Below are 1,927 nucleotides of genomic sequence, written 5' to 3' on the forward strand. Positions count from 1 at the left end.
ACATCGCTTCTGTTGTTGACCACAAGCCGATTACTTGCGAGTAATCTGAGATATGCATTTCTCTTATCACTACCGATTTTCCTCTAAGCACATAACGCCTTGTTAAGGTGTGAGGCACGCAATACCGAAGCCGCCGCATAACACCTTAACCACTAAAACCGACGCATAGTAAAAATGCCACGCGTGCCGAATCACTCTTGAACAATTTGTTATGTGTTTAATGAGCACCTTGCTTGTGGTAGCTCAGAATAAACTGTTTTTGCTTACTATCTAGCAACTCTAGTGCTTCAGCCACCGCGAGCCCGAAATCAATGTACCCATTGGGCATCGCTGTCACTATGCGCTTGTCGACTTGAACCAATGACTCTTCATAGATAGCCCCCTCCCAATATGGTCGAGTGAGCTGTACCGAAGATTCTGGGGCATATTTTTCCGTATAATTATGGGTAATTTTGACGCCTTTTAGAATGCCAGCTCTTGCTAAGACTAATACTCCTGCACATATGCCACCAATAACTAATGATGATTCATGAGCTTTCTGGATGAAGCTAGCAATTTGGTCGCTTCCCATTATTGAATCGGGATTTCCTCCAGGTATCAAAAGTGCTTGATAGTCAGTAATACGTATATCTTCAAAGTTAACAGTGGGGCAAATTCTTAGACCTGAGGAATCGGTATGATTGTGGTTCTCTGGGGTGGTGATATCAACTTTCCCATACGCTCCTAAACACTCTATCGCGTACATTACTTCATAGGAAATAGCCCCCGGATAGAGTAAAACCAGTGTTCTCTTTGTCATTATTTCCTCTCTCCGTTCGGAACACATAACGCCCTGTTAAGGTGTGAGCAACGCAATACCGGAGCTCCCGCATTTCACCTTAAACACAAAACGCAACGCATAGCAAAAATGCCATGCGTTGCGAATCACTCTTAAACAGATTGTTAGGCTTTTCTTATGGAATTTCCGTTGTTTCTTCGAAAATGTTCTCTTCTGCTATGTGAGCCAGTTCGCTATATTTTGCAAGTTTACTGTATAGTTCTTCATGTGTAACACCCTCAACAAAGAGTGACTCAATAAATTCATCTAATTCACTATAAGCATTATCAAGATCGGCAATTTCGTCTTTAGAGAAACATTTATGATGCTGAGCATAAAACCTTTTAGACCAGTCACGCTCACGCTGAATTTGGTCAAAGTCAGTTCTATATCGATACTCAATACACCGTGTTGCTAGATTTAGATAAAACCTAAGGTTTCTAGCAACTCTGATACGAACTTTATCGTATTCCCCATCCTTTCGGATTGCGAGCTCTACAACTCTCGCCACCACCCAAGCGCCCATCAATTCTGTAGCTAGACCAGACCAGATATCCAACACTTTTTCAGACAGTTCAAGTTTACTACTCAACCATAAGTAGCTAGCACCAAGACCTAAACTAAAAACACCGACCGAGTCGATAATAAAATGCCAAACTCTATACTTTTTCAAAAGTTCATCCTAGTTAATACACCCAGTTATTAAGCCCAAATATACAGGGCAATCCTCACAAATATGTGAAGGGCAGATTCTACGATGAAGATAATGACATTCGCACTAATTTCTTTTATTTTTAATGCTTTACGAATAAATCTTGTACAGCAACTGGCTTGGTGAAGCCTAACGCCTTGCTAAGGTGTGAGTAACGCAATACAAAAGCTACCGCACAGCGCCTTAATCACCCTAAGCCACCGCACAGTAAAAATGCCACGCGTTACGAATCACTCTTAAGCAACTTGTTAGTACATGCGCTACTTCTATTTATGCGCTCCAAGATATTGAAAAGTGGCATGATATGAAAGGCTTTGAACACTGAAGTGAGACGGGCAGCTACAAAACTTAAACTCGATTAAGAGACGAGAGTTGGCTAGAAGAAAAATGCACTGACC

The 1,927-nt window shown here is 41.6% G+C and carries 2 protein-coding genes; both read right to left on the minus strand.

What is annotated here, in order from left to right; translation table 11 throughout:
• Positions 1-217 precede the first annotated feature (217 nt).
• Positions 218-799: a DJ-1/PfpI family protein gene (locus MHO32_RS25615; RefSeq protein WP_077262311.1), complete on the minus strand. Its 582-nt coding sequence runs from the start codon at positions 797-799 to the stop codon at positions 218-220.
• 154 nt (positions 800-953) lie between these two features.
• Complete coding sequence (locus MHO32_RS25625; protein ID WP_239215024.1) at positions 954-1,490, minus strand: hypothetical protein; 537 nt, start codon at positions 1,488-1,490, stop codon at positions 954-956.
• Between the last annotated feature and the right edge of the window lie 437 nt (positions 1,491-1,927).

The sequence above is a fragment of the Vibrio sp. MMH1-50 genome, from assembly GCF_022347645.1.
GTDB lineage: Bacteria > Pseudomonadota > Gammaproteobacteria > Enterobacterales > Vibrionaceae > Vibrio > Vibrio harveyi.

Coding starts and splice junctions, on each gene's coding strand:
- MHO32_RS25615 (WP_077262311.1), bottom strand. CDS start 799: ATGACAAAGAGAACACTGGTTTTACTCTATCCGGGGGCTATTTCCTAT.